The 16138-nt window shown below is 62.4% G+C and carries 15 protein-coding genes; 11 read left to right on the forward strand and 4 right to left on the reverse strand.

The features are described from left to right. Positions 1-92: 92 nt before the first annotated feature. The 4 genes from xdhA (at position 93) to dcp (ending at position 7156) form a co-directional block, all read left to right on the forward strand. Complete coding sequence (gene xdhA, locus CYR55_RS02695) at positions 93-1520, forward strand: xanthine dehydrogenase small subunit (protein ID WP_101814598.1); 1428 nt, start codon at positions 93-95, stop codon at positions 1518-1520. Then, the gene (gene xdhB, locus CYR55_RS02700; RefSeq protein WP_175580779.1) at positions 1513-3930 is read left to right on the forward strand and encodes a xanthine dehydrogenase molybdopterin binding subunit; all 2418 of its coding nucleotides are present in this window, start codon (positions 1513-1515) and stop codon (positions 3928-3930) included. The genes xdhA and xdhB overlap by 8 nt, the downstream gene beginning before the upstream one ends. Beyond that, positions 3917-4705 (forward strand): xanthine dehydrogenase accessory protein XdhC, encoded by a 789-nt coding sequence (gene xdhC / locus CYR55_RS02705; RefSeq protein ID WP_101814600.1) that lies wholly within the window; start codon positions 3917-3919, stop codon positions 4703-4705. Before xdhB ends, xdhC begins: the two co-directional genes overlap by 14 nt. Positions 4706-4834: 129 nt before the next feature. After that, positions 4835-7156, forward strand: coding sequence for a peptidyl-dipeptidase Dcp (gene dcp, locus CYR55_RS02710; RefSeq protein ID WP_101814601.1), 2322 nt, complete (start codon positions 4835-4837; stop codon positions 7154-7156). A gap of 136 nt (positions 7157-7292) precedes the next feature. Here the strand turns inward: dcp and CYR55_RS02715 are convergent, their stop codons facing one another. Further along, positions 7293-8726 (reverse strand): MFS transporter, encoded by a 1434-nt coding sequence (locus tag CYR55_RS02715; RefSeq protein ID WP_101814602.1) that lies wholly within the window; start codon positions 8724-8726, stop codon positions 7293-7295. 158 nt (positions 8727-8884) lie between these two features. Between CYR55_RS02715 and CYR55_RS02720 the strand changes: the two genes are divergently transcribed. From CYR55_RS02720 to CYR55_RS02730, 3 genes are all read left to right on the forward strand, one after another. After that, positions 8885-9523 (forward strand): helix-turn-helix transcriptional regulator, encoded by a 639-nt coding sequence (locus CYR55_RS02720; RefSeq protein WP_101814688.1) that lies wholly within the window; start codon positions 8885-8887, stop codon positions 9521-9523. An 80-nt stretch (positions 9524-9603) separates the two neighbouring features. Then, positions 9604-10284, forward strand: coding sequence for an esterase (gene ypfH, locus CYR55_RS02725; RefSeq protein ID WP_101814603.1), 681 nt, complete (start codon positions 9604-9606; stop codon positions 10282-10284). A 110-nt stretch (positions 10285-10394) separates the two neighbouring features. After that, complete coding sequence (locus CYR55_RS02730) at positions 10395-10577, forward strand: YodC family protein (protein WP_101814604.1); 183 nt, start codon at positions 10395-10397, stop codon at positions 10575-10577. Here the strand turns inward: CYR55_RS02730 and CYR55_RS02735 are convergent. After that, the gene (locus tag CYR55_RS02735) at positions 10574-11389 is read right to left on the reverse strand and encodes a sugar phosphate isomerase/epimerase family protein (RefSeq protein ID WP_101814605.1); all 816 of its coding nucleotides are present in this window, start codon (positions 11387-11389) and stop codon (positions 10574-10576) included. The two genes, CYR55_RS02730 and CYR55_RS02735, sit on opposite strands and share 4 nt — an antisense overlap. A gap of 255 nt (positions 11390-11644) precedes the next feature. Between CYR55_RS02735 and CYR55_RS02740 the strand changes: the two genes are divergently transcribed. After that, a complete protein-coding gene (locus CYR55_RS02740; RefSeq protein WP_101814606.1) occupies positions 11645-12292 on the forward strand; it encodes a phosphohydrolase in 648 nt (215 codons plus the stop codon). An 83-nt stretch (positions 12293-12375) separates the two neighbouring features. Here CYR55_RS02740 and CYR55_RS02745 read toward each other — a convergent pair whose 3' ends face one another. Then, positions 12376-13254, reverse strand: coding sequence for a helix-turn-helix domain-containing protein (locus CYR55_RS02745; RefSeq protein WP_165699508.1), 879 nt, complete (start codon positions 13252-13254; stop codon positions 12376-12378). A 270-nt stretch (positions 13255-13524) separates the two neighbouring features. Here CYR55_RS02745 and CYR55_RS02750 point away from each other — a divergent pair, with 270 nt between their 5' ends. Beyond that, positions 13525-14217 carry a GntR family transcriptional regulator gene (locus CYR55_RS02750; protein WP_101814608.1) on the forward strand — a complete coding sequence of 231 codons (693 nt, stop codon included), beginning with the start codon at positions 13525-13527 and terminating at the stop codon, positions 14215-14217. A gap of 130 nt (positions 14218-14347) precedes the next feature. Next, positions 14348-14998 (forward strand): SDR family oxidoreductase, encoded by a 651-nt coding sequence (locus CYR55_RS02755; RefSeq protein WP_101814609.1) that lies wholly within the window; start codon positions 14348-14350, stop codon positions 14996-14998. A gap of 41 nt (positions 14999-15039) precedes the next feature. Here CYR55_RS02755 and CYR55_RS02760 read toward each other — a convergent pair whose 3' ends face one another. Next, positions 15040-15255 (reverse strand): hypothetical protein, encoded by a 216-nt coding sequence (locus CYR55_RS02760; RefSeq protein WP_101814610.1) that lies wholly within the window; start codon positions 15253-15255, stop codon positions 15040-15042. A 374-nt stretch (positions 15256-15629) separates the two neighbouring features. Here CYR55_RS02760 and CYR55_RS02765 point away from each other — a divergent pair, with 374 nt between their 5' ends. Beyond that, on the forward strand, positions 15630-16103 hold the full coding sequence (locus CYR55_RS02765) for a nuclear transport factor 2 family protein (protein WP_101814611.1): 474 nt from the start codon (positions 15630-15632) through the stop codon (positions 16101-16103). Positions 16104-16138 lie beyond the last annotated feature (35 nt).

Genomic DNA, 16138 nt, shown 5'->3' on the forward strand with positions numbered 1-16138 from the left:
GTCACTTGTTCAGGAATGTCACCTGTACAGACAGGTCATCTGATTAAGCCGGTGCCGCGCAGGCGGCACCCTCAGCGCCACAGGGTAACGTTATGATCCAGTTTCTGCTCAACCAACGTCTGCACCGTGAAAGCGGGCTTGACCCGAACACCACCGTGCTGAACTGGCTGCGCCGCACCCAGCAGCGCTGCGGCACCAAAGAGGGCTGCGCCTCCGGCGACTGCGGGGCCTGCACCGTGGTGCTGGCTGAACCGGCCGGTGACCGGCTGCGCTACCGCACGGTAAACGCCTGTATCACGCTGGTCAGCGCCCTTGACGGCAAACAGCTGATCACCGTGGAAGATCTCAAACAGCGTGACCAGCTGCACCCGGTGCAGCAGGCGATGGTGGAGTGCCACGCTTCGCAATGCGGGTTCTGCACGCCGGGCTTTGTGATGTCGCTGTTTGCGCTGCAAAAGCAGGAGGGGCAGCACAACACTGAACAGGCGCTGGCCGGGAACCTCTGCCGCTGCACCGGCTACCGGCCGATTGTGGCAGCCGCTGACCAGCTGGCCGCTCAGGCCCCGGAAGAGGATCAGTTTGATCAGGCCGAAGCACAAACGCTGGCCCGCCTGAAGGCGCTGGCCCCGGCCGGGCTGCGGCAACTCAGCGATAACGGCCCGCGTTGCCTGATGCCGGACTCCCTGGCGGCGCTGGCCGGGGCCTACAGCGCGGAGCCGCATGCGCAACTGGTGGCGGGCGGCACCGATCTGGCGCTGGCGATCACCCAGCGCAGCCGGCATTTCCCATTATTGATTTCGCTGAATCAGGTGCCGGAACTGCGCACCATTGAACAGCATCCGCACCAGTTATCCATTGGGGCCGCCACGCCGCTCACAGATTGCCTGCCGGTATTGCGGGAGCAGATCCCGGCGTTCGCCGATCTGCTGACGCGCTTTGCCTCACAGCAAATCCGTAACCAGGGCACGCTCGGCGGCAGCCTGGGGAACGCCTCGCCGATAGGTGACGCCGCCCCGGCGCTGCTGGCGCTGAATGCCTCGCTGGAACTGCAATGCGGCGCAGAAACGCGCACGCTGCCGCTGGATGAGTTCTTCCTGGGTTACCGCCAGACGGCGCTGCAACCGGGTGAATTTATCTCGCGCATCCTGATTCCACGCGTGACAACGTCACTGAAAATCTACAAGGTGTCGAAGCGCCAGGAGGATGACATCTCGGCAGTCTGTGCTGCCTTCAGCCTCGACATCCGGCACGGGGTGGTGCAGGCCGCCCGGCTGGCCTATGGCGGCATGGCGGCTGTCCCGGCACGGGCGCGGCATACGGAGCAGGCGCTGGTGGGGCAACCCTGGCAGCTCGCCACGCTGGAACTGGCCTGCCGGGCGCTGGCCGACGACTTCACCCCCATCAGCGATTTCCGCGCCGGCAGCGCCTACCGTCTTCAGGTGGCGCAAAACCTGCTGCGCCGCGCCTATTTTGAACTCGCCACCCCGCACCAACCCATCAAGGTGACTGACTATGTCTAAAGCGATCCCGGTGATGAGCCAGCAAGAGATGGAAGCCCGGTTCCGTGCCGGGCTGGCAGGCGGCGTGGGCCGCAGCCGGAAACATGAGAGTGCTGAAAAGCATGTCACCGGCGAGGCGGTCTATATTGATGACCGGTTAGAGTTTCCCAACCAGCTCCATCTGGTGCCGCGCCTGAGCGAGGTGGCGCACGCAGAGATCGTGCGCATTGACGTTGAGCCGTGTTACGCCTTTCCCGGCGTGGTGCGGGTATTCACCGCGCAGGATGTGCCGGGCGACAATGACATCGCGCCGCTGACGGTGGGTGACCCGCTCTATGCAGACGGCAAAGTGGAGTACCTCGGGCAGGTGGTGCTGGTGGTAGCAGCGGATGATCCGCTTACTGCGCGCCGTGCCGCTGAGGCAGCAATTATTGAGTACCGCGAACTGCCGGCAATTTTTGATGTGAAAACGGCGTTGCAGGCCGGGCACCTGGTTGAGGCGAGCCACCACCACCGGCGCGGGGATTCTGCCGCCGCGCTGGCCGTCGCGCCGCACCGCATTCAGGGCGAGCTGCATATCGGCGGGCAGGAGCACTTTTACCTGGAGACGCAGATCGCCTCGGTGATGCCGGGTGAAGACGGCAGTATGCTGGTCTACAGCTCTACCCAGAACCCGACGGAAGTGCAGAAGCTGGTAGGATCGGTGCTCGGGGTGCCGATGCACAAAGTGGTGATCGACATGCGCCGGATGGGCGGCGGCTTTGGCGGCAAAGAGACGCAGGCCGCCGCCGCCGCCTGCCACGCGGCCCTGGCGGCCCGGCTCACCGGCCGCCCGGCCAAAATGCGCCTCTCCCGGCAGGACGACATGATGATGACCGGCAAGCGCCACCCGTTCTACGTGCGTTATGACGTCGGGTTTGACGATCGCGGCGTGATCCACGGCATCGAGATTGAACTGGCGGCCAACTGCGGCTACTCCCTGGATCTCTCCGGCTCGATTGTTGACCGGGCGATGTTCCACGCCGACAACGCCTACTACCTCGGCGACGTCACCATCACCGGCCACCGCTGCAAAACCCACCTCGCCTCCAACACCGCTTATCGCGGCTTTGGCGGCCCGCAGGGCATGATGGCGATTGAAAACATCCTCGACCATATCGCGCGTGAAACCGGCCAGGACCCGCTGACGGTGCGCCGCGCCAACTATTACGGCGGGCCGGGGCGCGACGTCACCCCCTATTACCAGACCGTGGAGCAGAACCTGCTGCACGAAATCACCGACGAACTGGCGCAAAGCGCGGATTACGCCGCCCGCCGGGCAGAGATCGCCGCGTTCAATGCCGCCAGCCCGGTACTGAAACGCGGGCTGGCGCTGACGCCGGTCAAATTCGGCATCTCCTTTACCGCCAGCTTCCTCAACCAGGGCGGGGCGCTGGTACTGGTCTACACCGACGGCAGCATCCAGCTGAACCACGGCGGCACCGAGATGGGCCAGGGGCTGAATACCAAAGTGGCGCAGGTGGTGGCCGAGGTGTTCCAGGTGGACATCGACACCATCCAGATCACCGCCACCGACACCGGCAAAGTACCGAACACCTCACCGACTGCCGCCTCGTCCGGCACCGATCTCAACGGCAAGGCGGCGCAGAATGCCGCAGAGACCATCAAACAGCGGCTGGTTGCCATGCTGATGGCGACCCATCAGGCGCAGGCGGGCGAGATTGTTTTCCGCAACGGTGTGGTGCGGGTGAAAGAGCGCTACTACAGCTTTGCCGAGGTGGCGCGGCAGGCGCACTTTAACCAGGTGTCGCTGTCTGCCACCGGCTATTACCGCACGCCGAAAATCTTCTACGACCGCGACAAAGCCGCCGGCCACCCGTTCTATTACTACAGCTACGGCGCGGCCTGCGCAGAGGTGATCATCGACACCCTGACCGGCGAGTACCGGCTGTTGCGCACTGACATTCTGCATGACGTCGGCGCCTCGCTGAACCCGGCGATCGACATCGGCCAGATCGAAGGCGGGTTTGTGCAGGGCATGGGCTGGCTCACCTGTGAGGAACTGGTCTGGGATGCGCGCGGGCGGCTGCTGACCAACAGCGCGGCCAGCTATAAAATCCCGGCGATAGGCGACGTGCCGCCGGATCTGCGCGTTAAATTGCTGGAGAACCGCAAAAACCCGGAGGAGACCGTGTTCCACTCGAAAGCGGTCGGCGAGCCGCCGTTTATGCTGGGCATCGCCGTGTGGTGCGCGCTGAAGGATGCGGTCGCCGCGCTGGGCCACTACCGGCACCAGCCGCCGCTTGACGCCCCGGCCACGCCGGAGCGGGTGCTGATGGCCACCATGGCGATGCAGCGGCAGGCCGACCGTGACGTTGTCACACAATCGGCAGCGGAAACCGGGCAGGAGCAGGCCTATGCAACACGATGAGTGGCTGATGACCCTGAATGACCTGCAACAGCGCGGCGAATCCTGCGTGCTGGTGACGGTGGTGGAGCACCACGGCTCCACCCCGCGTGACAGCGGCAGCAAAATGGTGGTGACGGCCGACCGCTGTTACCACACCATCGGCGGCGGCAACCTGGAGTTTCAGGCGCTGGCGCAGGCCCGGACGCTGTTGCACAGCGCCGCCCCCACCACCCGGCTGGAGCGCTTCCCGCTGGCGGCGCGTCTCGGGCAGTGTTGCGGCGGCAGCGCCACGCTGCTGTTTGAACCGCTGGTGCAGCGGCAGCCGCTGATTGCGGTGTTCGGTGCCGGGCATGTTGGCCGGGCGCTGGTGAACCTGCTGGCGACCCTGCCGTGCCGCATCCACTGGGTAGACAGCCGGGCTGCGGAGTTCCCGGCCACGCTGCCGCCGGGCGTGGTGCAGCAGGTGGCGGAGGAGCCGGAAGAGGTGGTCGCCGGTTTGCCGCCGGGCAGCTATTTCGTGGTGCTGACCCACGATCATCCGCTCGACCTGGCGCTCAGCGAACGGATCCTGCGCCGGGGCGATTTCCGCTACTTTGGGCTGATTGGCTCGGCCACCAAACGTAAACGCTTTGATTACCGCCTCAGCGGCAAAGGGATAAGCGAGGCCAGTTTGCAACGGATGCGCTGCCCGATCGGGCTGCCGGACGTGACCGGCAAGTTGCCGGCGGAGATCGCGGTGGCGATTGCCGGTGAAATAATCGCCTGCTATCAGGCTGACCGGAAAAATCTTGCGTAACATTTCGCAAAAAAGCATGACAGCATTTTGCTGAAGCGGTCAATGCCACCTATGCTCATGAGGTCATTTATCAGCAGCTTAGCCGGCGGCGAGGGCGCAACCGGCTCACAGGGAGGCGTCTTTCCGCTTATGGTCACTTCTATTGCACGCCACGGCGTATGCCGTCACACGCTATCTTTCTATTCCAGCCGCTCCACATTTCCCGCCTTACGCCTGTCGCCGCTGTTACTGGCGCTGACCGTGGCCTGGGGAGGCGGTGTCCTGCCGGCCGGGGCGGCCCCCACCACAGCACAGGAGACGGCCATGCCGAGTGAACAGCAAAGCCCATCGTCACCCACGGCGGTACTGCAACGCCTGGAGAACCCCTTTTTCTCTGCCAGCACGCTGAGTATGCAGGCACCGGCCTTTGATAAAATCAAAGAGAGCGATTACCGCCCGGCGCTGCTGGAGGGCATCCGCCAGAAACAGGAAGAAGTGGAGAAGATCGCCGCCAACCCGGATGCGCCAACCTTTGAGAACACGCTGGTGGCGCTGGAGCGCACCGGCAGCCTGCTGACGCGGGTCAATAATGTATTTGGTGCCATGACCTCCGCCAACACCAGCGATAACCTGCAAAAGCTTGATGAAGAGATCTCCCCGAAGCTGGCGGCGCTGGATGATGCCATCCGGCTTAACAGCGCGCTGTTTAAACGTATCGACACCCTTTACCAGCAGCGCGACACGCTGCAACTGAACCCGGAGGATCGCCGCCTGCTGGAGGTGACCTGGCAGGATTTCGTGCTGGCCGGGGCCAGGCTCTCTGACGCCGACAAAACCGCGCTGAAGCAGCTTAACCAGGAAGCGGCCACCCTCAGCACCCGCTTTACCCAACGGTTGCTGGCGGCCACCAAAGCCGGGGCGCTGACGGTAAAAGATCAGGCACAGCTGGCGGGGCTGAGCGAGGCGGAGATCGCGGCGGCCGCTGCGGCGGCCAAAGAGCGCAACCTGGAAAACCAGTGGGTGATTGTGTTGCAGAACACCACCCAGCAGCCCGCCTTGCAGAGCCTGGAAGACCGGGCCACCCGGCAGGCGCTGTTTGAGGCCTCCTGGAACCGGGCGGAAAAGGGCGACGCCAACGACACCCGGCTGATGATTGCCCGGCTGGCACAGGTGCGCAGCCAGCAGGCCAAATTGCTGGGCTTCCCGACCTACGCCGCCTGGAAACTCCAGGATCAGATGGCGAAAACCCCGGAGGCGGCGCTGAAGTTTATGCATGACATCGTGCCGGCCGCCACCGCGCGCGTAAAACGTGAGGCGCAGGATATCCAGGCGCTGATCGACAGCCAGAACGGCAAATTCCAGCTGGAAGCCTGGGACTGGCAGCACTACGCTGAACAGGTGCGCAAAGCCCGTTATGATCTGGATGACGCCCAGATCAAACCCTACTTTGAGCTGAACAACGTGCTGGAGAACGGCGTGTTCTACGCCGCCCAGCTGCTCTACGGCCTGACCTTCAAAGCGCGCCCGGATCTGCCGGTTTACCAGCCGGATGTGAAGGTGTATGAGGTGTTTGATAAAAAAGGCAAATCGCTGGCGCTGTTCTACACCGACTACTTCAAGCGGGACAACAAAAGCGGCGGCGCGTGGATGAGCAACTTCGTTGACCAGTCGAAACTGCTCGGCACCCGGCCGGTGATTTACAACGTCGCCAACTTTGCCAAACCGGCCGAGGGGCAACCGGCGCTGCTCTCCTGGGATGATGTGATCACGATGTTCCATGAGTTCGGCCATGCGCTGCACGGCATGTTTGCTGACCAGCAGTACCCGTCGCTCTCCGGCACCAATACCGCGCGTGACTTCGTGGAGTTCCCTTCCCAGTTCAATGAGCACTGGGCGGATGACCCAAAAGTCTTTGCCCATTTCGCCCGCCACTACCAGACCAAAAAGCCGATGCCGCAGGAACTGCGCGACAAGATCGAAAAAGCCTCGAAGTTCAACAAAGGCTATGAGATGACCGAGCTGCTGGCTGCGGCATTGCTGGACATGCACTGGCACGCGCTGACCGCCGACCAGCCGGTGCAGGATGCTGACGCCTTCGAGGCCGCCGCGCTGAAACAGGATGGGCTGAACATCAGCTACGTGCCGCCGCGCTACCGCTCCAGCTACTTCCAGCACATCTGGGGGAACGGCTATGCCGCCGGCTATTACGCCTACCTCTGGACGCAGATGCTGGCGGATGACGCCTTCGAAGGCATCAAAGAGCAGGGCGGGCTGACGGCGAAAAACGGCCAGCGTTTCCGCGACCAGATCCTGTCACGCGGCAACAGTGAAGATCTGGAGCAGCTCTACCGCGACTGGCGCGGCAAAGACCCGGAGATCGGCCCGATGCTCAAAGAGCGCGGCCTGACCCCGGAAGAGGACGCGCCCGCCCCGGCCGCCCCGGCACCGGCGGCGAAACCGATCAGTAAATAAGGCGAGCGACTACGGCCCCGCAGGAGGCGGGGCCGTGGTTTAAGGGCTTGATTTAAGGGCCTGATTTAAGGGCCTGATTTAAGGGCGTGATTTAAAGACGTGAGTTGACGCCGTGGTTTAATGTAGGGCGGAGGGCTCAGGCCGCATCCCGTACCACCGGCTCCGCAGCTTTTACGGAAGTGGCCTGCCTTACCCCAATCAGTGCCACCAGCGGCACCGGGATAAACATCAGGCAGAGCCAGAATGCGGCCTGCGTGGCCCCGGTTTCGCCGCCCGGCGCATTAATTCCGGCGGCATTGGCCACCATCCCGGCCAGCGCCGCGCCCATAGCGCCGGTAAATGACTGCACCAGCGTAATGGATGAGCCGGCGCGGTCTTTGTCCCCGGCCTGGGCATGCAGCAACATGCCCGCCAGCAGGTGCGGCCAACCGACGCCCACACCGTAGCCCATCGCCAGCAGCCCGGCTGACAGCCACAGCAGCACCACCACGCCCCCGGCTGAGGGTGACGGCAACCAGACCAGCAGCAACGCTGTCCCCGCTGCCATCAGCAACGGCCCGGCCAGCATCGCCCGCCGCGCCCCACGGGCACCCAGCCCGGCGCTGCACAGTTCGCCCAGCGTCCAGCCCACGGACATCACCGCAAACAGGTAACCGGCCATCAGCGGCGACTGCCCATGCAGCACCTGCAACAGGTAGGGCAGATAGATATCAAACCCCATGCCGACCATCAGCAGCGCCACCGCCAGGTAAAGCCCGCCCAGCGGGGAGGAGAGCCGCAGCGTGCCCACCGGCAGCAACCGCACCGCCGAGCGTGACTCAATCCGGCCCAGTACCAGCAACATCACCACCACCAGCACAATCCCGGCAAGATGGGCGCGCACATCGGAGGAGAGGCCGGTGACCGCTACCACCAGCACCGAGAGTACCAGCAGTGCAAGTTGCCGCCATGCCAGCGGTTCCGGCGGCTGGCGGTGCGCATTGCCGCGCGGCAGCACCCACTGCGCGCCGAGGATAAACAGTAGCGTCAGCGGCAACATCAGGCCGAACGCCCAGCGCCAGGCGTGCCAGCTGGCGAACACCCCGCCGATCGCCGGGCCAACCAGCGTGGCAATGCCCCACATGGCCGAGATCAGGGCCATCGCCCGCGTCCAGAGAGCCGGGGGAAACATCAAATGCACCATGGCGTAGGAGAGCGCAAACAGAAACCCGCCGCCCAGCCCCTGCACCGTGCGCCCAACCAGCAGCAGCGGCATGGTCGGTGCCAGCGCACAGATCAGGCAGCCGAGGCTGAAAAACAGCGCCGCCACCGCATAGGCCGGGCGCGGGCCTGCCCAGCGCAGCAGCCGGGTAGAGAGTGCCGCACCCAGCAGCGCCGTCACCACAAACAGCGTGGTGCTCCAGGCATACAGCGCCAGCCCGCCAATCTCCTGCACCACGGAGGGCAGAATCGTGGTGGTCAGCAAATTATTGGTGGCATGCAGCGCCACGCCCCCTGAAAGCACCAGTGCACTGCCGCGCTGGCCGGGGGCGAACAGCGCGCCCCAGCCGGAATGTCCGTTACGTTCCATCGATGACTCCTGCGTTGTTTTTTGCCTGTCAGAGAACAACAGATTGAAGCGCGGCCGGCACTGCGCTAAATTAAACAAGAAATTTCTTGGAATAAAGGTGAGCGGCGGTGGGGAATAAGTCAAGCGAAAACGTGGAAAATAGCCAGCCAGCCGATGCCATGCCGCGCCAGCCGGTGGCGGAGCGGTTGATGATGCTGCTGAAAACCCGGGGGCCGTTGCAGGCCGCCGATCTGGGTCACCTGTTGGGTACCAGCGGTGAGGCAGCGCGCCAGCAGTGCGTCAAACTGGCAAAAGAGGGCTTGCTGGCCGCACAAGCCACCGCCAGCGGAGTGGGGCGGCCTGTCCAGCGCTGGCAGCTCACGGCGGCCGGTCATGCGCGTTTCCCTGATACCCACGCCGAACTGACGGTGCATCTGTTGCGGATGGTGCGCGGTTCACTGGGTGACGCGGCCCTGGAGACGCTGATGACGGTGCGTGAGGCGGAAACCCGCGAAAGCTACCAGCAGGCGATGGCCGGGGCAGAGACGCTGGAAGCCCGGCTGGCCCGGCTGGTGGCGCTGCGCTGCCGTGAAGGCTATATGGCTGAATACCTCCCGCAGGAGGACGGCAGCTACCTGTTGGTAGAAAATCACTGCCCCATCTGTGCCGCTGCGGCCAGTTGTCAGGGCTTCTGCCGCAGCGAGCTGACGGTGTTCCGCGAGGTGTTACAGGCGGGGGTCGAACGCAGTGAACACATCCTGGCCGGCGCGCGCCGCTGCGCTTATCGCATTATGCCGGCGGGGGCTCCGGCCGTTTAACCCGGTGTGATGGTCTATCCTTTGGGAAGAGCCCGCCTGTCGCGTTCCGGCGGCAGGCGGGGCCACACAGAGGAGCGGTTATGCATCTACAGGAATTCCTGCCGGACGAGGCAACCGGCACGCCGCAACAACTGATGGTGCTGTTGCACGGGGCAGGCGGCCACCCGGACGATTTGGGCCCGCTGGTGATTACGCTGCGTCAGTACTGGCCGGCGGCGGCGATTGTGGTGCCGGAAGCGCCGCAGCCTTTTGATGCCGATGACGCCGACCCGGAGAGCCGCCAGTGGTTTTCCGGCCGTGCTATGCGTGAGCAGGATCTGGCGGCGCGGGTCGCCGATGCCTTGCCGCCGTTGGTGGCGGAGATCCGCCAGACCCAGCAGCGGCTGGGGGTCACCGGCGCACAGACTGCACTGATCGGCCTGGATCAGGGGGCGATTATGGCGCTCGAGGCCAGCGCCCGTGACCACGCCCTTGCCGGGCGAGTGGTGGCGTTCTCCGGCCGGTTTGCCACCTTGCCGCAACACGCCGCCCCGGCCACCACCCTGCACCTGCTGCATGGCGGGGCCGATCCGGTGATTGAGGTGCGCCATGCCCAGGCCGCGTTTGCGCGGCTGAAAGAGATCGATGCCGACGCCACGCTGGACATCGCCTGGGAGGCGGGCCATGAGCTGGATGCCGATCTGTTGGCGTGCGCCATTGACCTGTTGCAGAGCTACGTGCCGCAACGCTTATGGCGCGAGGCGCTGAGCGCCAGATTCTAGCATAAGCTACGGAGCAGCCGGATATTTTCCGGTTGGCTATACTGTTGAAACGCCACGCGCCCGGCAGGGCGGCGTGATACCCCACAACCAAGCGACACGAGGAGAACAGCATGGAATTTAAAACCGGGGACATCGTCCAACCGAAAAGCGGCGGACAGAAAATGACGGTCAGAAGCGTGGACGGTGACAGCGTGGAGTGCACCTGGGGCACAGTAGGCGAGGAGAAATCCCGCGCCTTCAGTGCACAGGAGCTCTCCCCTTACCATGAGGACGGCGATTTCGGCGTCTGCTAACCCTCAATAGCCAGCGCCTGCCACACGGCGGCGCTGCGGCGGATCTCTGCATCCAGCCGCCGCCGGTCAGCCTCGGTCTGCGGCGGGGTCATCGGCGTCAGGTGCGGCAGCACCAGCTCAATCGCCACATCACCTGAAAAACCGATCTGCTTCAGCGCCCGGTACTGCGCCAGGAAATCGATGTTGCCGCTGCCGATCCCGGCCCGGTTAGAGTCAGAAATATGGTAGATGCCCAGCCGGTCACCGGCTGCCAGAATGGCCTGTACCGGTGACGGCTCATTAATGTTCATATGGAAGCTGTCGAGGATCAGGCGAATCGCGTCACATCCCACCTCGTCCAACATATCCAGGCACTCCCGCGCCGTGTGGATCAGCGGCACCTCATAGTGGTTGCACACTTCATACAGCAGGCCCACCTCTTGTTCACGCGCATAGGCCGCCACTTCCCGCACGCATGACACCAGTTGCGCATAGGCATCCTGTTTTGTGGCCGCCTGCTTGGTCCACTGTGACAGGCCCTGCAACGTCAGCACGCCGCAGCCGGTGTCACGCGCATAGTCCACCAGCGTACGGTAGAAGGCGATAGCCTGATCGTCTGTGGCCTGCCCGGCGCGCGGCGGGGCGCAGTCCAGCGGATCGATGGCAATTATCCGAATGTTATGCGCTGCCGCCGCCCGTTTTACCCGCTCTGCCGGGCACTGGCGCGGGTCGCCGCAATACTGTACGCCCGGCAGCCGGAGGGCGGCGGCCTGCGCCATCATCGTATCTACATTGTTGACGCCCAGCGGCCAACTCACGGTGGCAAGTTGCATCTTCTCACTCCCTGGTATTTTGCAGCTACACTGTTGAATACGGGCAAAATCCGTTTTGCTGTGATCTGCCCGATGAATATGAAATCTTTATGTAAACAAGAGGTGTGATAAAAAACACTCTTTCTACACAACGTGTAAAACTGTTGTAACGCAGTACAGGGTATGATGCCAGCAAATAAGGCCTCCGCTAACCCTTGATTTCACAATGAATTATTCTGCAACATTGGCCGCTTTCCGGGCCGCAAGGAGTAAACGATGGTGATAAGTGAATGGGAAATCCGGTTCCAGAACTATATGGCCTCCCGACCAGAGGCAGATAAAGCACACGACATCAATCACTTACATCGCGTATGGCAGAACGCGCAGTTGCTGATGCAGGGGCAGGAAGCCAACCGGCTGGTGGTTCTGGCCGCCTGCTATTTCCACGATTTTGTTAACTTGCCAAAGAACCACCCGCAGCGCCACCTCGCCTCAACCATGGCGGCGCAAGAGACATTAAGCCTGCTGCAAAACGACTTCCCCGATTTTCCCCATGAGCTGTATGACGCCGTGGCCCATGCGGTACGCACCCATAGTTTCAGCGCCAACATCCCGCCGCAAACGCTGGAAGCAAAAATTGTGCAGGATGCCGACCGGCTGGATACGCTGGGGGCGATAGGGCTGGCGCGGGTGTTTTACGTCTCCGGCGCGCTGGGGCGCGACCTGGTAGACCCGGACGATCCGCTGGCGGAGCGCCGCGAACTGGATGACCGCCGTTTCACCCTCGACCACTTCCAGCAAAAGCTGCTGCGGTTGCCGGCCACCATGCAGACGCAGGCGGGCAGGGCGATTGCCGAGAAACGAACGCGGTTTTTACAGGGCTATATGGAAACGTTGTGCGCGGAGTTGCGCGGGGCAGCGTGAGGCTGCCGGTGGCCCCGGCCCGCAGGAGGCGGGCCGGGGCTGATCAATCCAGTGACAACATCATCAGCTCAACGACGGCATCGTCAGTTCAGTGACAGCATATAGTGGTAATCCACCTGGGATTGCCTCCACTTGCCGCTGTTCGCTGCCGGCTCCATTTGGATCTGTTCAATCTCATGGCTGGCCCCCACCTTTTTGCGCAACTCCGGTAACACATTGTCGAACAGGAAGCTGGTGAGCTGGTGGGTTTCCATCATGGTGCCGGAGAACTTGATCGACATAAAACAGCCGCCGTCGACAATCACCCGCTGGGTGTCATGGGTGCTGCCGCTGGCGCTCTCCGCCAGGGTATAGCGCACAGACTTGCCCTCCTGCGCCTCGTTCTTACCGCTCATGATGCTGAAGATCGGGCTGCTGCGCACCGGGGCGTGGCGGAAGGCGTCACACATCAGCTGGTCACGCATTGCCAGAAAATGGGATTTGCTCTCCGGGGCGCTGCTGCGGTCAAACAGCGTCACGTCATCACGCAGGCGCTTGAGTTGCAACGAGGGCACATTGATGCACTCAATATTGAGCTTAAACGGCTCCTCAAAGCGGAAATGCGGCGTCAGCAGTTCCACGTGCCAGTCATCCGAAATGCGGTACTGGTGCGGCGTAATGCCGAAGCGCTTTTTGAAGGTGCGCGTAAAGGTCTGTTGCGAGTCGAAACTGTAATGGGTGGCGATGTCGATGATCGAATCGTCACTGGTTTTCAGGGCAATCGCCGCTTTGGAGAGGCGGCGGTTACGCATATAGGTGGCGATATTCATGCCGGTCAGCGCGGTGAATTTACGTTGCAGGTGCCATTTTGAGTAACCGGACTTCTGGGACACCGTCTCGATACGGGGCGCAGTGTCGAGGTGCTCTTCAATCCAGTGGATCAGCTCGTCAATCAAGGCGCGATCTTTATTATATTCCGTCATAAGGGGAGGATACTCTTCATTATTGGTACAGGATCCGCGAGGGTTCATTAACCAACGATCGGTGTCGGCTGCCAATTTATTGATTCTGCCGGACGCTGTCAATTATTAATTTAATGAACGTTAAATAATTAAGAGGGGTTGCGCAACACCTTGATGGTGGGCGGGGAGCTATGCACTGCGGCGTTTGACCCAGCCGGGGGCGGCAAGGATAATGCCCGGGATTCTGCAGGCCTATTTGCAGACGGGCAGACTTCGACAGGACAAAAAAAGATGAACAGAACTGCCACCGCCAAACAACGCGAAGTAACGCGCATTGTGGATATTCTGGCGCAAGCCATTGCACAGCACCGCCTCCGCCCCGGCACCCGGTTGGTTGAGGCACACATCGTGGAGGCGTTAAACGCCAACCGCAACCATGTTCAGGCAGCTCTCCAGCGCCTGGCGCTCCAGCGTATTGTGACCATCGCGCCCAACCGCGGTGCCATGGTATCTCAGCCTTCGGCCGAAGAAGCGCGGGAAATTTTCATTGCCCGGCGCGCCATTGAGCGGGCGATTGTGGAGGCGATCACCCCGGAGAAGATGGCGCTGCACCAGCCGCGCCTGCACGCGCAGATGCAAAGCGAGCGCGCCGCGATAGAGAGCGGCGATCGCCGGGCCATTGTGGGCGCGCTGAGCAGCTTCCACCAGGTACTGGCGGAGGTGGGCGGCAACATGGTGCTGCGGGAGATCCTCGCCAACCTGATGGTACGCAGCTCGCTGATTGTGGCGCTCTACCAGCGCAATGATGTGCCTGCCTGTTCCTCCGGGGAGCATCAGGCGATCCTGGACGCGCTGGCGCAGGGCGACGCCGCCGCCGCCGTCAGCCTGATGCTGGAACACCTCAACGTGCTGGAGAGCCAATTGGATCTCAGCGACTCCGCCGCCCCCGGCCTCACCCTGCGCCAGGCGCTGATGGATTTCTGACTCACGCCCGGCATATGCCGGGCGCTATCCCATTCCCCCTATGTCACATCGCTGTCATCTGCCGTCGCTATCCTGCGGCTTGCCTGCTATATGCTAAGGTTAGTGGCACATGCAAAAACAAGGAGCGCAAATGAACAGTGTGGCAATCGTGGGCGCACACGGCAAAATTGGCCAATTGATTGTGCAGAACCTAGTGGCGCAGGGCCGCCGGGCGGTAGGCATTGTGCGCAAGACGGAGCAGGTGCCGGTGTTGCGCGGGCTGGGCGCGGAACCGGTATTGCTGGATGTGGAGCAGGCGACGCCGGAACAGCTGGCGACCGCGCTGGAAGGCGTGGACGCCGTGGTGTTCAGCGCCGGAGCCGGGGGCGGTTCCACCGCTGAACGTAAGCGCACCGTGGATTACGGCGGCGCAGTGAAATTGATCGCCGCCGCCAGGCTGGCCGGGGTCAGCCGCTATGTGATGGTGTCAGCGGTGGGCGCGGATGACCCCTTGCCGCCGGAAACGGACGCCGTCTGGCGCGCGTATGTGGAAGCAAAGCGTGACGCTGACCGCGCGCTGCGGGCGAGTGGGTTACAGTGGACGATCCTGCGGCCCGGCCCGCTCACGGACGATCCGGCCACCGGCCGGGTCACGCTGGGCGAGAAGGCCGGGCGCGGGGCGATCCCACGGGCGGACGTGGCCGCCCTGGTGACGGCAGTGCTGGCTGAACCGGCGACCATAGGCAAGCAGTGGGAAGTGCGCGGCGGGGAAACGCCGCTGCCGGCCGCCATTCTGGCCTGACCGTTGCCCGGCTGCGGGAGTTCTCCGCAGCCGGGGTCGTATCAGTCACATTTTTCCAGCGCTTCACGGTAGGTCAGCATGTTGCTGATCGCCTGATCAATCGAGTGCAGTTTCTCCATTTTACTGGTGCCTTCGGCAAAATAGAGTTTGCCGCCCTCCTCAGAGGACATCACCAGCAGCGGCAATTCCGCATCAGGGTTATTGCCGTGGTAGAGCTTTTCAAGGGTTTGTTGTAACGCCGGGCAGGTTCTGTTCATTCCATACCTCCATTTTGGGTTCAGCACGACAGTGTGCGTGGCGGTGGCGGCATTCCGGGGGCACGCCGGGTTGCTTGAAAAAGCAGCATATTGTCAGCATAACGCCCCGGCAGTTATTTTCAATATTTATAATTTGATTTAAATCAATAGATAAGCTGAATCATTTTAGGGTCTCAGGGTCTATATTTTCAGGGCCGTAAATGCGCCTGTCCCGCGCCCGGCCTCTGTGGTTAAAAGGCGTGCGATCACAGGCCGTTTTTTGTATTTAAGAGTAATCTTAATGAGCTTGGGCCGCGGCCGGTAACACTTAGCGGTCTATACCATAACGATTCAGCGCCGGACGGGTGGTGACACTGTTCAGCAGAGGGGGATTTATGACAGAAACTGAACGCCAACATGCGCGGTTCGAAGTAATTAAGACCTACTACTCGAAACTTGATGCGCAGGACGCCACATTACTGGATCTGTTCAGCGATGATGTCGCGTTGTTCTTTCCGAAGTATGGCAGCAGCCGCGGCAAAACCGAGCTGGGTAATCTGGGCAAACGTCTGGTCAGGCAGGTCGAGCGCTTTAAACATGACATCGAACACTTCCGCTATATCTGTCAGGGCGATGTCATGGTGATTGAAGGCGGCGTCAAAGGTGTGATGCAGAACGGCGACCGTTTCCCGGTGGGGGAAGAGGAGTTCAGCCTGTTCTGTACCGTGTTTGAGTTTGACGGCGATCTGATTAGCCGGATGCATATCTATATCGATCCGGACTACAGCCATGAGGATACCCGCCGGCTGGCCAATTACAGCCGCAACCATCAGGTGAGCCACGCTTTTAAACCGGCGCTTGACGAGTAAATGGCTGCGGGCGCCCTGTCTGGGGCGCCCGCATT

Origin of the sequence: Chimaeribacter californicus (genome assembly GCF_002858675.1) — a bacterium.
Lineage (GTDB): Bacteria > Pseudomonadota > Gammaproteobacteria > Enterobacterales > Enterobacteriaceae > Chimaeribacter > Chimaeribacter californicus.

Coding starts and splice junctions, on each gene's coding strand:
- CYR55_RS02760 (WP_101814610.1), bottom strand. CDS start 15,255: ATGAACAGAACCTGCCCGGCGTTACAACAAACCCTTGAAAAGCTCTAC.
- xdhC (WP_101814600.1), top strand. CDS start 3,917: ATGCAACACGATGAGTGGCTGATGACCCTGAATGACCTGCAACAGCGC.
- CYR55_RS02735 (WP_101814605.1), bottom strand. CDS start 11,389: ATGCAACTTGCCACCGTGAGTTGGCCGCTGGGCGTCAACAATGTAGAT.
- xdhB (WP_175580779.1), top strand. CDS start 1,513: ATGTCTAAAGCGATCCCGGTGATGAGCCAGCAAGAGATGGAAGCCCGG.
- CYR55_RS02765 (WP_101814611.1), top strand. CDS start 15,630: ATGACAGAAACTGAACGCCAACATGCGCGGTTCGAAGTAATTAAGACC.
- CYR55_RS02740 (WP_101814606.1), top strand. CDS start 11,645: ATGGTGATAAGTGAATGGGAAATCCGGTTCCAGAACTATATGGCCTCC.
- CYR55_RS02720 (WP_101814688.1), top strand. CDS start 8,885: ATGCCGCGCCAGCCGGTGGCGGAGCGGTTGATGATGCTGCTGAAAACC.
- ypfH (WP_101814603.1), top strand. CDS start 9,604: ATGCATCTACAGGAATTCCTGCCGGACGAGGCAACCGGCACGCCGCAA.
- CYR55_RS02750 (WP_101814608.1), top strand. CDS start 13,525: ATGAACAGAACTGCCACCGCCAAACAACGCGAAGTAACGCGCATTGTG.
- CYR55_RS02755 (WP_101814609.1), top strand. CDS start 14,348: ATGAACAGTGTGGCAATCGTGGGCGCACACGGCAAAATTGGCCAATTG.
- xdhA (WP_101814598.1), top strand. CDS start 93: ATGATCCAGTTTCTGCTCAACCAACGTCTGCACCGTGAAAGCGGGCTT.
- CYR55_RS02715 (WP_101814602.1), bottom strand. CDS start 8,726: ATGGAACGTAACGGACATTCCGGCTGGGGCGCGCTGTTCGCCCCCGGC.
- CYR55_RS02730 (WP_101814604.1), top strand. CDS start 10,395: ATGGAATTTAAAACCGGGGACATCGTCCAACCGAAAAGCGGCGGACAG.
- CYR55_RS02745 (WP_165699508.1), bottom strand. CDS start 13,254: ATGACGGAATATAATAAAGATCGCGCCTTGATTGACGAGCTGATCCAC.
- dcp (WP_101814601.1), top strand. CDS start 4,835: ATGGTCACTTCTATTGCACGCCACGGCGTATGCCGTCACACGCTATCT.